This window comes from Chryseobacterium sp. MA9, assembly GCF_024399315.1.
Lineage (GTDB): Bacteria > Bacteroidota > Bacteroidia > Flavobacteriales > Weeksellaceae > Chryseobacterium.
The window spans coordinates 1,516,595-1,530,746 of record NZ_CP075170.1 but is presented as its reverse complement, the minus strand read 5'-3'; the positions used below and the strand labels follow the sequence as shown (position 1 = coordinate 1,530,746).

Below are 14,152 nucleotides of genomic sequence, written 5' to 3'. Positions count from 1 at the left end.
ATTATATGCAAATTGACATGAAAAAAACAATTTTATTGAGTACAATGTTTCTGGGTTCTTTAGTATTCGCACAAAAAGGTGGCGATAGAGATGCACACGGATGTATTGGTTCTGCAGGATATACCTATTCTCAAATCAAGAAAGACTGTGTAAGAACTTTTGAACAGAAAATTAAATTGACAGAAGTAGCTCCAAAAGAAAGTTATACTTCAATAGCTGCCGTTATTTTCAGCAAAGACATGAAAAAAGCTGAGGTTTTTGTGAAAGATGCCGGTGCAGAAAGCCTGATCCTTACCAGAGCAGGAGGTAAAGCCAAAGCCTGGAAAAAGGATGGTTATGTATTGGTTCCTTACAAAAAGAACGGATACCAGCTTAAAAAGGATAATATTGTAATCTATCAATAAGATCAGATTTCAAAATTAAAAACCACTCAGAAGAGTGGTTTTTTTTGTACCTTAGATGAATTAACTAATACCCTATTTAGGGACATAGTTCTACCAACCAGAAAACAAAAATTTTACATATGAAAAAAATAATTTTACTCAGCGCAATGTTCCTTGGATCCTTAATTTTTGCACAAAAACAAGCTCCTGTTCTAGGAGGTGACAGAGATGTTCACGGTTGTATTGGTTCTGCAGGATACACCTATTCACAATTAAAAAATAATTGTATACAAACTTTCAATCAGAAAATAAAACTCAAAGAAGTAAATTCAGATAAAAGTTATACCTCAATGACGGCAATAATTTTCACTAAAGACATGAAAAAAGCTGAAGTTTTTATTCCGGATGGAGCTGCGAAAAGCATTATCCTGAATAAAGAGGGAAAAGGGAAGATCTGGAAAAGCGGAACTTATATTAAAGACAGCTATGTTTTAACTCCATATAAAAAAAGCTACCAAATCAAGAAGAATGATGAAATAATCTATCAGTAAGATCAGATTTCAAAACAATAGAAAGCCACCCAAAAGAATGGCTTTTTTTGTTTACTACAAATTGATAGTTTGAAATAGAACTATCTTATTTTCCGGAACTTAATTTTTTCGGGTAAATATATTTTAACATGTCATGTTCTGTCGTTGCGTGTAGATAATTTTGCATAAGAATGAGACGATTTTCAATACAATATACAGAAGATTTAATTATTAATAGTATGATTTGTAGAAGACTGTATTAAATTGATTCTCATATCTTAAAAAGTGTTAAATTTGCGAAGTTTTAATAAACTAATTACTAACTCAGAAAACAACATTGGAATGAAAAAATTCTATATCAGTGCATTCTCTTTATGCACGGTCTTGGGTATCTCTGCCCAGGAAGTGGTATGGCAGAAAGACATCAAATCCTCTACTCAGGATTTTCTAAGCCAAGTTACCACAACAATCGACCAGCAATATCTTATCACGGGAAGCTCTATCCAAAGCGATAAGCAGCAAGCTTCAGGCAGCAAGCAAAATAATGGTTACGATTTTCATCTTGTAAAACTAAATCAACAAGGAAATGAAGTCTGGGAAAAATACTTTTCAGGATCCAACCATGATTATTTATCAGCAACAGTTACCACGCAGGATGGTGGATTTCTTTTGGCCGGAACCTCTTATTCAGGAAAAGGATTAGATAAAAAAGAAGATTCTAAAGGAGGATCAGATATCTGGCTGATCAGAATCAATGAATTCGGAGATGAATTGTGGCAGAAAACTTTAGGAAGTTCTTCCGACGAAGAAGCAAGGGCTGTGATTCAAACTACAGATTTAGGATTCTTTGTTGCAGGGAATGTTCAAAATTCTTCAAAAGGTTATGGCTCTAAAGATGTCTTAATTACCAGAATCGATAAAAACGGAAAAGAACTCTCCCAATTAATCTTAGGCGGAAAAGGCTTAGACGAAGTGGAGAAAATGATTCCAACGAAAGATGGAGGAGCATTATTGGGAATTTATTCGAGAAGTTCTGAAGTAAAGGCGGGAAACGGGAAGATGGAGGCTGGAAGTAGTATGAAGATCAACTCTTATTCCAAAGACAGCAGCAACTTCGGCGAAGGAGATTATTGGATCGTAAAGCTTGACAAAAACGGCAAAGTAGAATGGGAAAAAAACTTTGGAGGAAAAGGTGATGATCATATCAGAACACTTGCTTTAACTTCAAACGGTTTTATCATTGGTGGAGAATCCAGATCAGAAAGATCAGGAAACAAAACTGTAGGCATCGAAGAAGGCACAGATCTTTGGCTGATTTCTTTAAATGAAAGAGGAGATGAACAGTGGCAGAAGTCTTATAATTTCAAAAACAGAGATATTTTGATGGGAATGAGTGTAATAAGCGGGAAGATGGAAGATGGAAGCGGGAAGTCCAAAGGCATACTGCTGGGAGGCTACACCCAAGCAGAAGGAAGAATACAGACTGATGATGAAATGTTCTGGATGCTATATCTGGATCAGAATGGCAATGAACAGTGGAGAAAGCACGTAAAAGGAGAATCCAGTAAGAAGGAAGAGAGACTTTCTGATTTAAAGCTGAACAGAGACGGTTCTATTGTATTGGCAGGAACCAGTGCAGAAGAATTAGGCAAAGAGAACTGGAAAATTATAAAGCTGGGAGATAAACAGGTTGATCAGTTAATCGAAAAATATGATATTAAGATTTATCCAAATCCTGTATCTGATTATGCTTATGTAGAAATTGGCTTTGATTTTAAGGATGCAGATATTCTTTTGTATGATATGTCTGGAAGGCAGCTTCAGAATCTGAAAACCAAGAACAGAGTGACAAAGATTAATACGCAGGCTTTGGTTCAGGGAGCTTATCTGGTGACGATAAAAACTGATACGAATAAAACAGCGAATGCAAAACTGATTAAGAAATAAATAGAGATGAAAAAGATATTAATACTTATTTATAGTTTATCTATAACTACAATATATACTCAGACAAAATCAAATTCTATTATCCAAAACGCTGTAAATAATACAGCAGTAGTATCTCCTAATACGGCAGCATTATTCAGGTATGCCGAAACACCAGTTTCTTTGTATACAGGAGTACCTGATATTACTATACCTCTTTATACAATTAAAGAAGGTGATATTGAAGTTCCAATCTCTATTTCATATCATTCTGGCGGAATAAAAGTAAATGATGAAGCTTCTTCTGTAGGATTAGGATGGTCATTAAATACAGGTGGGATGGTATCACATATTATGGCGGGGGCCAATGACTTTAGTGCATATGGATATTACAATATTTATCCTAAAAATGCCACTGGTTATGTTGGATCAGTATCAGGTTGCCCTACTCCTACATGGAATAATAGTACTGCCGTAAGCTCATACTATAGTAATACTTTTCGAATGCTTGTTAATGATCCGCAAGGTTCACTATATCCAGAATATGATTTTCAGCCTGATTTGTTTCTTATTAATTTGCCAGGTAAAAGTTATAAGGCCTACTTGGATATGGCAAAAACAACTAAAACTGATTATCCAAAATTTGCTATAGAAGGACAGGCTAATATTAATTTTAAAATTATTCCTAATATAGGTTTTCAGCCTAATGCTTTTGGAGATTATAATTTTCAGATTACTGACGAAAAAGGATTAAATTATTATTTTGATCAAAGAGAAATAACACGATCTAATTATACAACACCCGCTACCGGGATTTCTGATCTTCTTTCGAAAATAGAAGATACAAAAGGAAAAAGTATTAAGTTTTTTTATTCTAATTTTTCACTTAGCGGAATATGGAGATTAGCAGGTTCAAGAAGTACGAGAGTAAATTTTACCCCTACTCAAGGAATACCTTCAGGAAGTGGTACAGGACCTAGCTATTTTAATAATAATTTTGGAGCAAATTATTATAATAAACAAAGGATAGACGAAAATTATATTCAAAAAATTGAATTTACCAATGGTAAAGTTGAATTCACTTGGGAAGACAGGGAAGATATTAATAAATCCAAGAAATTAACTTCTGTTAAAATATATAATAACTATAAACTTATTAAACAATATGATTTCAATTATGACTATTTAATATCTAACGATAATCTTAATACAGAAAAAATAGCTAGCTGGTTAGTCGCTCCAAACAATAAAGTACTAACACACAGATTAAGATTATTAAGCCTTACTGAATCACTGACTAATGAAAGATATTCTTTTGATTATAATACAGCTTATAATTTACCTAATAAATTGAGTTTTGCTGTGGATTTTTGGGGATATTACAATGGGCAGAATAATGATGATACTTTTATTCCATCTCCGGATAAATTTGTAAAAGGAACAAATCCATTTACCCTCACATCTTTTAATCAAGATCCAACAGGATACTGGTATCAACTCCCTGCATATCAAATTCCAAGTCCAACAACACCTATTTTTGATGAAGAGACAACTATGCTTTATACTTATAAAGCAGATGGTAAAAAATATTTATCCGATAGGAGAGCTTCTCTTAGTGCATTAGCAGGAATTTTGACAGGGATAAATTATCCAACAGGGGGAAGAACAGAGTTCGAATATGAATTGAATACATTTTCCAATTATCCAATAAAATCATTAATGGATAATGTTAGTTCAAGTCCCGAAAAGGATTATAGTTTGGGAGGCGGAGTGAGGATAAAAAATATTAAAACAATAGAAAAGCCAGATGCAGTACCTTTAATTAAAAATTATATTTATGAAGAACTGAATAATAACGGAACAAAAATTATATCCAATGGAAATTTAGCTGAATTTCCAAAATTTTATGAAATAGAAAACAGATGCTATTCCCTAAAAAGTGATCTCGCTGGAGGTTCAATAATATCTAATCCAGGTTGTTCAATTCAATATTTACCTAGTACATATGCAGAATATCCATTTAGAATATCAGTATATGAAGGTACTCCGGCTCAAGGTGTATCAACTCTTACCCAAAAAGGTGCTGTAGGGTATTCTAAAGTTATAGAACAGGTTAATGGAAAAGGAAAAACGGAGAACTATTTTATTAATAATGTAAGTGGTTCTTGTTTGACCATGATGCCTAGAGGAAAGAATTATGTTATTGGAAATGGGGACATAACCAAACAAAGATATTATGATGAAAATAATTCATTAATTAAAGAGGTAGGATATAATTATAAGTTTAATTCTCAAGATAATTTAAATACCTATTTTATATCTGGAGCACTATTAGAACCTGTAAATACGTTTGTTGATCATAATTTTACAACAAATGCTTATCCTCCATTTGGAGGACTTATTCACACTTATACAATCAGCCTATATAAGTCTTTGCTTGAATCTATCGTAACTAAAGAATATTTCCCAGCTGGTTCTGGTAATTATATGGAGACAAAATTATTTACGACTTATAATAACAGATATTTACCTAAAACAGAGAAAACAACATTTCCCGATACATCGATAAATGAAACTTCTTATAATTATGCTGAAGAAAAAGGAAATCAGTTAATGATTAGTAAGAACATGGTTGAAATTCCAATGGAGACTATTGTAACACAAACAAAAAATGGATTAACTAAAACTTTATCAAAAATAGAAACTATTTATCCGACTGCATTACCCGATGTTCAGATTGGTGATTTTATACTTCCTAAATCTGTAAAATACTCTGATTTGACTGATAATACATCTTCAACAGAGGTGACATTGGATAAATATGATGCAAAAGGAAATCTTATCCAATACACAACCAAAGACGGATCATCAGTATCTATTATTTGGGGATATAACTTTAGCTTACCAATAGCAAAAATCGAAGGAGCTAAATATGATGATGTAAGTATGTATATTCAGAACATCATTACATTATCTAATGAAGATGCAGGAAATCCTGTTAAAGAAGAGTTGCTATTAGTTGCACAGGATAATCTTAGAAAAAATAATAATTTAAGCAATTATCAGGTTACTACTTATACTCATGACCCTTTAATTGGAGTAACAAGTGTTACACCATCTTCAGGAGTTAGAGAGTATTATAAATATGATATTACTAATAGATTAGAAAAAATCGTAGATGTTAATAATAAAATAATAAAAGAATTTAAATATAGATACGGTAATAGCTCTCCTACAGTGAATACTAATGATGAAAAAAGTGGAGTGTTCACAAGAACAAACTGTACTGGTAATACAGTAGGAGGTTCTTATACCTATATTGTTCCTAGTGGAACATATACTTCTGATGTAAGCAAACTAGCAGCAAATTTGATGGCAATAGAAGACGTTAATACTAATGGACAAAATATAGCTAATCAAAATGGTGCTTGTATACCGATTGTATCTTGCGATTTTACATTCTCTCCAGCACTCGGAAATCCATCGTATATTTATAATTCAACAACGACAGTAAATAACAATGTTAATTTTTATGTTTCATTTTCAAGTTATGGAATTTGGCAGAGCTGGGGAAGTGGGTTAACCTTTGGTAAGGTAGGAACGTCTTGTATACCTTCAGTAAATAGAGAAATAATTTATACAGAAACAAGCTTTAATCGCAAATGGAGAATTTTTATTGATACCTCTGGAAATTGTAATGCAACACTTATTTCTGGAATGGTTGATCCTGCTTCGCAGAATTCAATAAATTTTTATTTTCAATATCAAAAATAAATACAATAATGAAAAAAAGCATAATTCTGCATGAAGCATTGTTTTTATCAATTGTAACCTATGTACAGGCTCCACCTACAGGAAACTATGTTCAAACCAAAATGTATCTTGAGTATAGTGGATCATCAGCTACAAAATTTTCAGAAACAGTTCAGTATTTTGATGGATTAGGAAGCTTTAAACAAATCGTCAATGTAAAAGCATCATCATTAGACCGTATTTTAGGACAAAAGCAGGTTGAAGATGCGCGGGACAACAAACCTGTACTATTTGGATACAATGCTAATGCGGATGCTTCTGCAGCAGCTAATAATGATGAAACTTCACTTTTATCTGTATTGAATACATTCAGAAATAGTTTGCCAAACTATCAGATCACTACTTATACATACGATTCTTTAGTAGGAGTAAGAAGTATCACTCCGCCAACAGGTAGCAGAGAAGTATATTTTTATGATTCGGCTAACAGGCTTAAAGAAATCAGAGAAAACAGCCAGACAGGTAACTTATTAAAAGAATTTAAATATAACTATAAACAATAAAAAACTTAAATTATGAAAAAAATAATATTCATTGCAGGAATTTTAGCAGCTCAATTATCTTTTGCTCAACAAGGAGCATTTTCTGAAGTAACTATTCAAAATCCTTCTCCTATATTATATTTAAAAAGAAGTACCAATGATGGAGGATTTATTCGTGGGATTCAAACCCAATACCTTAATGGGGATAATGGTTGGTTTTTTGGTGATTTGCATGGCAGCCAGTGGATTGTATCCAAAGGAGATTATACAAATCCCAAACTTGTTATCAATGACAATAACGGATATGTGGGAATAGGAACAGTAGGTCCTTTAAGTAAGCTTCATGTAGCCGGAACTATTATGGCAGGAGCTGGCGATTCTGTGACCGGAATTAATGCTTTTTCCATCCCTTACGCCAGTGGTTCCATGAATAACTGGGGAGCATTACGAAGCACTGGTTCCTCTTATATGAGTTATGGAGTAAAAGCAAATGGAGCAAATATAGGATGGCTTTCAAGCAGCGGAGAAGGAAACTTTGTAAAAACAGCAATTACGCTTGATAATGAAGGTTTCAGATTATTGGCATCCTCCTCCCAGCAAGTAGCAATAGATTCACCAGTATCGATGCCTGAAATCATGAAAATTTCTCATACAGGAAATGCTTTACTGCAAGGTAAGCTGGAAGCTAAAGAGATCAAAGTAACGTTAACTCCAACTGCTGATTTCGTATTTGAAGAAAACTATGACCTTCCCAATCTGGAAGAAGTTGCAAAACATATTAAAGAGAAAAAACACCTCCCTGAAATTGCGTCAGCAAAGGTGATGGAAAAAGAAGGGGTGAATGTTGGTGAGTTTCAGATTAAATTATTACAGAAAATTGAAGAACTTACTCTGTATGCCATTAAACAGGAGAGACAGTTAAAGGACCAGCAGGAAAAAATACAGAAATTAGAAGGAGAGAATTCAGATCTTAAAAACGTTGTTTCAGAAATTAAACAATTGAAAGAGCAGTTTCTTATGATGAAATCTAACACAACCCATTAATATAGAAAAATGTATAAGAAAATATATATAAGCATTGGGTTGCTATGGAGTCTTCATCACTTTGGACAGGTGGTTTTAACCGCTCCTCCTGCTCCCAATACTGAAGTGGCAGATCCCCAAAGTATACGTATGCTGCCAGGATTCAAGTTTAGTTCTGTCAATGGAACCTTTCGGGCTTATATTGGAAGTTCTTCCTCAGGTAGTGGTGATACTTATACCCCCATCACTGTAAATTATTCGTCTAGTATTCCAGGTACAGAAAACTATATCTATACCAGACAATATTTGGTACCTACTGCGGTTTCAGACGGATCCCTGCAACAGATACAAAGTGTTCAGTTTTTTGATGGGCTGGGAAGACCCAAACAGTCAGTAAGTATTAAATCTACTCCCACAGGAAAGGATCTGGTAACCCATATTCCTTATGATAATTTTGGAAGGCAGGTGGATAACTGGCTTCCTGTACCGATGGCTTCATTAAGCGGAAATATTCAGACCGGAGTAGAAGCTAGTGCTAATAGCTATTATCAGTCTAATGGGATTAACGATTCTTATCCTTTTAACCATAAGACCCTGGAGAATTCTCCGCTTGACCGTATTCTAAACCAGAAAAGCCCGGGTAACGACTGGCAGAGCAAACCTATTGTTTTTGGATACGAAGCCAATGTGGCAGGCGAGGTTAAAAAATTTACCACTGTTACTACATGGGTTGCCAATGCTACTTCTTCCGAACTTTTATTATCCGGCACGTACGGAGATGCCCAGCTGTATAAAAATACAGTAACAGATGAGGATAATAATAAAACCATAGAATTTAAAAACGGCAAGGGGCAGACTTTACTGGTAAGAAAAGTAATCAGTGCTTCAGAAAATGCAGATACTTATTATGTCTATAATGAATATGACCAGCTTGCATTTGTTATACCGCCTTTGGCTTCCGTTTCAGCAGCAGTTTTAGCCTCTGCACTGGAACATCTTTGCTACCAGTATAAATACGATGGTAAGAACAGACTTGTAGAAAAGAAACTTCCGGGGAAAGGTTTGGAGCAAATGGTTTACAATAAAAAAGATCAGGTTATTCTGTATCGTGATACTGCTCTTAAAAATGGAATTAGCAATTTTTCAGCGGATCAGTCATGGATGTTTACCAAATATGACCGTTTCGGAAGAGTAGTATATACTGGGATTACCAGAGATACCAATCCAAGAAATACCATACAGAATACTATTGATAACCAATCTGTTGATGCCTATGAAGCCCGTGGAGGAAGCTTTACACTGAATGGAATCAGTATTGAATATGGAAATGTATCTTATCCTACAGCAGTTGATAAACTTCTGACGGTCAATTATTATGATACGTATCCTCAGGGAGCGCCAGCGGTAAGTACGGTTCTAGGGCAGGAAGTATTACCTCAGACAACACAGAATTCAGATGTCAGTACTAAAAGCCTTCCAACGGCTTCTTATACTAAAAATATTGAAAATGATGGCTGGACAAAAGTTTATACCTACTATGATAAGAAAGGAAGATCAATCGCTACCCATTCTTTAAACCATCTTGGAGGATACACGAAGACAGAAAGCTTCCTGAAATTTTCAGGAGTACCGGAGTATAGCCTTATTGAACACAAAAGATCTGCAAGTGATACCAAAGTAAATATTAAAGAAACCTTTGAATATGATCATCAGGAAAGATTAGTCAGACATTGGAACCAGGTAAACGGAGGGGCTCAAGAGCTTCTGGCAGAAAATCTTTACAATGATCTGGGGCAGCTGCAGACGAAAAACGTAGGAAATACCACAGGCAGCCCATTGCAAAGTATAAAGTATGCCTACAATATCAGAGGCTGGATGACAAAAGTGAATGATCCATCCAATCTGCAGAATAAACTTTTTGCGTACGAACTGCGTTATAATAGTCCAAACAGTCAGTTTTCAGGTTCAGCAAGATATAATGGAAATATTTCCCAGATGTCCTGGATTACTCAGAATGATGCTGTACTGAGAAATTACTCCTACGAATATGATGCCCTTAACCGACTTAAGGAAGGACGTTTCTGGGATGCCATGAATTTGGAAAGAGGAGAATACCACGAGCAGCTTACCTATGATCTTAACGGAAATATAAAAAGCCTTTTAAGAAGAGGGAAACAGCTTCCGGGATATACTGCTCCTGAAGTAATGGACAATCTGGAATACCATTATGAAAATGGAGAACAAAGTAATAAATTGTCTTATCTTAAGGAAATCGGAACTGGAAATGCCATCAGTGGATATCCGTTAGCATCAGGAATTACAGGAAGCACCATTACTTATGATGTCAATGGAAATATGACCACTCAATTGGATAAAGGAATTTCTTCCATTCAATATAATTATCTAAATTTACCTGGAAAGATTACCCAGAACTCCAAAGTAACAGATTATATTTACAGAGCAGACGGGGCGAAGGTAAGAAAGGTTTTCGGAACAGAAACAACCGATTATTTGGATGGCTTCCAGTATACTAATTCAGTATTGAAGTTTTTCCCAACAGCAGAAGGATATTTTAATGTTGAAACCGGAAAATATGTGTATAATTATACTGATCACCTTGGAAATGTTAGATTAAGTTATGCTAAAAATGGAGCCGGAACAGAGATCATTGAAGAGAGTAATTATTACCCGTTTGGATTGAAGCATGAGGGGTATAATGGATTGGCTGGAAACCCTGCGTATAAATACAAGTACAATGGTAAGGAGCTTCAGGAAAATGGAGTGTATGATTACGGCGCAAGAATGTATATGCCGGATATTGGTAGATGGGGAGTTGTAGATCCATTTGCAGAGGCATCAAGGCAATATTCTCCATACAATTATGTATTAAATAATCCCATAAGACTTATTGATCCAGATGGGAGAAGTCCTTTTAATAATATAGACCCAACTAAAAATGGGTTTGAAATAAAAACAATTAACGATTCTGGAAGTGAAGACCTAGGACGTTTTACTGATCGTGCCAATACCGCTAGAAAATTTTTTCAAGCTATTAGTGGAGGTGATGTTACAGATGACTTAGTGACATCTGAAGATTTAGAGAAAAAATCGGCTGTTATGATGACAAAAAAAACAACTTCTTATCAATATTATAATAAGAATGGAAAAAAAATCAATAAGTCTGAATATAAAAAACTTATGGCATTAAAGGCAAAACCTTATATAGTAAAAGTAGATAAAAATGAATATTATATTGTGGACTTAAATCAAACTCCTAAAAACGAATCATTTGAGAGTGAAAAATATAAATTAGATCATAGAATTTTATTAGAAACGTCTCTTATTCGTCAAAATTATTCAGATTATACATCATTAGATAGCCGAAAGAATGTAACAACATCACAAAGTGTAAAAGTTCTTAAGTTGGAATCAATAGATTTATTGGATTCTAATATCAATCAATCTTTATTAATAGAAGTGCAAAAAGCACATACTTTTAACTATAATCAAATTAATAATCAAATTAATAAAACTCATGATATCATTAAGCAATCAATGGAGTCTACGTCTAAAATTAGTGATTAAATTTATATTGCATTTTTTTGCAATTCTTATAATAAATTGTATATACTTTGTGATTATCTATTATAATATTTTTGGATTGGATAAATTTATTAATGCTTATAAAGTCGGAAATAGTACTGATGCAACAATAAATATGATAATTATTGTATATCTAATGCCAATATTGCTTTCATATGTATATTATTTTATATTTATTTTTAGAAAAGGGAACGTTTTTTTTAAGATTATTTTTTTCATATTAGCTTTAGTATTATCTCAACAGCCATATTCTTATTATATAAAAAATTTCTTAGGTTAAAAATAAAAGTTAAAGATTATAATCCTATAAAATGAGTGTGCTGTGTTTTTACGAAAAATCTGTATATTGGTATTACCAAATTAAAGCGTAATCCGAAAAGCATATAGAGTAGGAGAAAAATCAAAAAAACGTTACTATGAAAAATTTAAGAAAACTTTCAAAAAGAGAATTAAAAACAGTTCAGGGAGGTATCCCTATGTGTCTGCCAGGATACTTCTGGTGTTCATTTGTAAAAAAATGTATCGCAGTAGGGTCACCATGCGGACTTATTGATTAATTTGATTCACGAAAATAATGTAAACAGGCTGTCTCAGAAATGGGACAGCCTATTTTTATGTACTGTTTATCAATCTACTTAGCAATCAGTAGCGTTAAGAAAATTTGAATGGAATCCGTTAAAAAATTTCCACTGTCTGAGCATGGGATGTATTTAGAACCGAAGCAGAACCAGATGATCCATGCGAGTTTGGAAATTTTAGGAGTACATTCAAATTTTTAGCGGATGATTCCCGTCTTGAACTTTTGTATACTTTTGCTTCAAGGTAAAAGTATAAATGAAAATCATCAAAATATAGTTGAAAAATCATGGAAACAGGATTTTCCTCTCTCACTGAAAAATCGTATTTTTGTACATCTAAAAAGTAAAAGAACGAATGAATTCCTACAAAAATCCATTGGAAGAGCGCTACTCCAGTGAAGAAATGTTATTTAACTTCTCACACAATAACAAATTCCAGAATTGGAGAAAACTTTGGATAGCTCTTGCTGAAATCGAAAAAGACCTTGGACTTGAAATTACAGACGAGCAGATCGCTGAGTTAAAAGCTAATGCTGAAAATATCGATTATGAGAAAGCAGCAGAGTACGAAAAAAAATTCCGACATGATGTAATGGCTCACGTTCACGCTTATGGTGATGTGGCGCCTTCAGCAAAGGGGATTATCCACCTGGGAGCTACTTCAGCTTTTGTAGGAGACAATACAGACTTAATTCAGATTCGTGACGGACTTTTAATCTTAAAGAAAAAGTTGGTGAACGTAATGAAGAACTTAGCAGACTTTGCTATTCAGTACAAAGACCTTCCAACTTTAGGATTTACACACTTTCAGCCAGCTCAGTTAACAACAGTTGGTAAAAGAGCTACACTTTGGTTACAGAGTCTGGTTCTTGACATCGAAGAACTGGATTTCTTCCTTGAGACACTTCGTTTCAGAGGAGTAAAAGGAACTACAGGAACTGCTGCAAGTTTCCTTGAACTTTTCAACGGTGATTATTCTAAAGTAAAACACTTAGATAAAGAACTTTCAAAAAGATTTGGTTTCGATAAAGTTTTCGGAGTTTCCGGACAGACTTACGATAGAAAAATTGATGCGAAAGTAGTTGCTTTATTAGGTAATATTGCACAATCTGCACACAAATTCACAAACGACTTACGTTTACTTCAGAACCTTAAGGAAATTGAAGAGCCATTCGAGAAAAACCAGATCGGTTCATCTGCAATGGCTTACAAACGTAACCCGATGAGAAGTGAAAGAATCGGAGCATTGGCAAAATATGTAATGTCTCTGACAACAAGTTCTGCAATGGTAGCTTCTACACAATGGTTTGAAAGAACATTAGATGACTCTGCCAATAAGAGATTAACAATTCCTCAGGCATTTTTAGCGGTTGATGCTATTCTATTGATCTGGAACAACATCATGAACGGAATTGTGGTATATCCGAACAGAATCAACAAGCATATTATGGAAGAACTTCCTTTCATGGCAACAGAATATATTATTATGGAAGAAGTGAAAGCAGGTGGTGACCGCCAGGAAATCCACGAGGTGATCAGAGTTCATTCTATGGAAGCTTCTAAGAAAGTGAAAGAAGAAGGAAAAGAAAATGACCTTATTGAAAGAATCTTAAATGATGATTCTTTAAAACTAGACAAATCAAAACTGAAAGAAGTTCTAGATCCTAAAAACTTTATTGGTTTCGCGCCTATCCAGACTGAAGAATTCGTCAAGAACGAGGTACAGCCGATTATAGACCAAAACAAAGACTTAATAGGATTGGAAGCTGATCTTAAAGTATAAAACAATATGCAGTCTTTTGGGCTGCATATTT

The 14,152-nt window shown here is 34.1% G+C and carries 9 protein-coding genes; all 9 read left to right on the top strand.

The features are described from left to right. The first annotated feature begins 17 nt into the window (after positions 1-17). The 9 genes from KIK00_RS07055 (at position 18) to purB (ending at position 14,121) form a co-directional block, all read left to right on the top strand. Positions 18-404, top strand: coding sequence for a hypothetical protein (locus KIK00_RS07055; protein WP_255815842.1), 387 nt, complete (start codon positions 18-20; stop codon positions 402-404). A gap of 119 nt (positions 405-523) precedes the next feature. Then, a complete protein-coding gene (locus tag KIK00_RS07050; RefSeq protein WP_255815841.1) occupies positions 524-934 on the top strand; it encodes a hypothetical protein in 411 nt (136 codons plus the stop codon). Positions 935-1,255: 321 nt separating this feature from the next. After that, positions 1,256-2,860, top strand: coding sequence for a T9SS type A sorting domain-containing protein (locus tag KIK00_RS07045; protein ID WP_255815840.1), 1,605 nt, complete (start codon positions 1,256-1,258; stop codon positions 2,858-2,860). Positions 2,861-2,866: 6 nt separating this feature from the next. Then, the gene (locus KIK00_RS07040; RefSeq protein WP_255815839.1) at positions 2,867-6,613 is read left to right on the top strand and encodes a DUF5977 domain-containing protein; all 3,747 of its coding nucleotides are present in this window, start codon (positions 2,867-2,869) and stop codon (positions 6,611-6,613) included. A gap of 8 nt (positions 6,614-6,621) precedes the next feature. Beyond that, complete coding sequence (locus KIK00_RS07035) at positions 6,622-7,155, top strand: hypothetical protein (protein ID WP_255815838.1); 534 nt, start codon at positions 6,622-6,624, stop codon at positions 7,153-7,155. 12 nt (positions 7,156-7,167) lie between these two features. Further along, positions 7,168-8,178: a hypothetical protein gene (locus KIK00_RS07030; protein WP_255815837.1), complete on the top strand. Its 1,011-nt coding sequence runs from the start codon at positions 7,168-7,170 to the stop codon at positions 8,176-8,178. Positions 8,179-8,187: 9 nt separating this feature from the next. Continuing rightward, complete coding sequence (locus tag KIK00_RS07025; protein ID WP_255815836.1) at positions 8,188-11,742, top strand: DUF6443 domain-containing protein; 3,555 nt, start codon at positions 8,188-8,190, stop codon at positions 11,740-11,742. A gap of 434 nt (positions 11,743-12,176) precedes the next feature. Continuing rightward, positions 12,177-12,317, top strand: a complete 141-nt coding sequence (locus KIK00_RS07020) for a hypothetical protein (RefSeq protein ID WP_255815835.1) — start codon at positions 12,177-12,179, stop codon at positions 12,315-12,317. 376 nt (positions 12,318-12,693) lie between these two features. Continuing rightward, positions 12,694-14,121 (top strand): adenylosuccinate lyase, encoded by a 1,428-nt coding sequence (gene purB, locus KIK00_RS07015; protein WP_047377647.1) that lies wholly within the window; start codon positions 12,694-12,696, stop codon positions 14,119-14,121. Positions 14,122-14,152: the final 31 nt, after the last annotated feature.